We start from the raw sequence: 807 nt of genomic DNA, 5'->3' as shown, positions 1-807 counted from the left end.
GGCCGGCCGCGTCCCGGCTGGCGGCGGCGTCGGCGCCGGAGGTGGTCGAGGTGCTGGCCCGTCATCCGCTGCGGGAGCTGGTCACCTCCTCCGACCCGCTGCCGCTGCTGGTCGAGCGTGAACGGGCCCTGTTCGGCTCCTGGTACGAGTTCTTCCCCCGCTCCGAGGGCACCGCCGAGCAGCCCCACGGCACCTTCCGCACCGCCGCCCGCCGGCTGCCCGCGATCGCCGCGATGGGCTTCGACGTCGTCTACCTCCCCCCGATCCACCCCATCGGCACCACCCACCGCAAGGGCCGCAACAACACCCTCTCCCCCACCCCCGACGACGTCGGCGTGCCCTGGGCGATCGGCTCCCCCGAGGGCGGCCACGACACCGTCCACCCCGACCTCGGCACCCTGGACGACTTCGACCACTTCGTCGCCGAGGCCCGCGCGCTGGGCATGGAGATCGCCCTCGACTTCGCCCTGCAGTGCTCCCCCGACCACCCCTGGGTCGACAAGCACCCGGAATGGTTCCACCACCGCCCCGACGGGACGATCGCCTACGCGGAGAACCCGCCGAAGAAGTACCAGGACATCTACCCCATCGCCTTCGACGCCGACATGCCCGGCCTGATCGCGGAGACCACCCGGATCCTGCGGCACTGGATGGACCACGGCGTGCGGATCTTCCGCGTCGACAACCCCCACACCAAACCGGTCGTGTTCTGGGAACAGGTCATCGCGGACATCAACCGCACCGACCCCGACGTGATCTTCCTGGCCGAGGCCTTCACCCGCCCCGCGATGATGCACACCCTCGCCG

At 71.3% G+C, this 807-nt stretch carries 1 protein-coding gene; it reads left to right on the top strand.

Translation table 11 applies throughout. From position 1 onward, the window contains the following. Positions 1-807: maltotransferase domain-containing protein (locus tag SMA5143A_RS42445; protein ID WP_258194098.1), on the top strand; the 807-nt coding region annotated here is incomplete at both ends.

This window comes from Streptomyces sp. MA5143a (genome assembly GCF_900290235.1).
GTDB lineage: Bacteria > Actinomycetota > Actinomycetes > Streptomycetales > Streptomycetaceae > Streptomyces.
The sequence above is the reverse complement of the archived record's forward strand: the minus strand, read 5'-3'. Positions and strand labels throughout refer to the sequence as shown.